The 1,189-nt window shown below is 37.8% G+C and carries 2 pseudogenes; both read left to right on the top strand.

Going from position 1 to position 1,189, the window contains the following annotated elements:
- Positions 1-34 precede the first annotated feature (34 nt).
- Positions 35-424, top strand: a pseudogene (locus F6K53_RS43980) (transposase); the annotation flags it as partial.
- A 36-nt stretch (positions 425-460) separates the two neighbouring features.
- Positions 461-1,045, top strand: a pseudogene (locus F6K53_RS43975) (winged helix-turn-helix domain-containing protein); the annotation flags it as partial.
- Positions 1,046-1,189 lie beyond the last annotated feature (144 nt).

The following is a 1,189-nucleotide window of genomic DNA, read 5'->3' as shown; positions in this document are numbered from 1 at the left end:
ACAGTAGTTTGGCGGAACAAAAAAAGTTCTAACTCCGGTATTAAGGCTGCTGCACCTCTTACCTGTACTAGTATTAGGAGACCGAGAATTTCACAGTGTTCAGCTAGCTAAGTGGCTACAGGACAGGAAAGTCGACTTTGCTTTGCGTCAGAAAAAAGGGACTTGCCTTCAAGATGATGATGCCGTTTATCGCCCCCTCAAAGATTTAGGAGTTAAGCCAGGAAGCTCTCGATTTTACTCAAACATTTATTACACAAAAATTCATCAATTAGGAAACTTTAATTTAGCGGTTCATTGGAAACGTCAATATCAGGGGAAAGGAGCTAAAGAACCTTGGTATATTCTCACAACTCTTAATAACCTACCCCAAACTTTATCCTGCTATAGCAATCCTAAATCATTTGTCAAAAATCAAATATTATAATAAAATGAGTTTTATCAAATAAAAAAAATAGAAATTATGAATAAACCAATCGAGCAGTTTAAAACTGATGTTCAAGAAGAACTAGAAAATTTTATCGAAAGCAATCCAGAACCAAGAGAGCTAAAAAGAGCCTTAGCTATTCGGATGCTTATTCAAGGTTTTAAAGTCACAAAAATCAAAAAAATATTAGGGGTCTCTGCTGCTTTTGTTAGCAAAGGCAAAGTTCGTTTTGCCCTAGAAGGTATTGAGGGATTGAAACTAAAACATAAAGGCTCAAAAGGATACCTTAATCAAAGCGATCGGATTTCTATAATTGAGTGGTTAAGAAGTCAAAATCAGATAGATTTAAGTAAACTAGAAAATTATATAGAAGATAATTATGGGATCAAATTTCAGTCAAAACAGAGTTACTATGATATCTTTAAAGAGGCAGGAATGAGTTGGAAAAAAAATCAAAAAAGTAACCCAAAACGAGAGCAAAAAAAGGTAGAGATACGACATCAAGAAATTTGTGATTTATTAGAATAAAATCGTGAAGATATAGAGACTGGAAAGCTTGTGGTGTATTTGATTGATGAATGTCATCTGTTGTGGGGAGACGTTTGTGGTTATGGGTGGGGATTGACTAAAAAAGCGATGCAGCAAGGGAACAGGGGAGCCAGTGCGGTCTTGGGGGTCTCCCCCATGAGCAACTGGCGTGGTTTCCACGGGGCTTACAAGGTGCGGACGCAGGTTCCGCACACAGCCCCTCCCCACTCGCTATTG

This window comes from Moorena sp. SIO4A1 (genome assembly GCF_010672065.1).
Taxonomy (GTDB): domain Bacteria; phylum Cyanobacteriota; class Cyanobacteriia; order Cyanobacteriales; family Coleofasciculaceae; genus Moorena.
The sequence above is the reverse complement of the archived record's forward strand: the minus strand, read 5'-3'. Positions and strand labels throughout refer to the sequence as shown.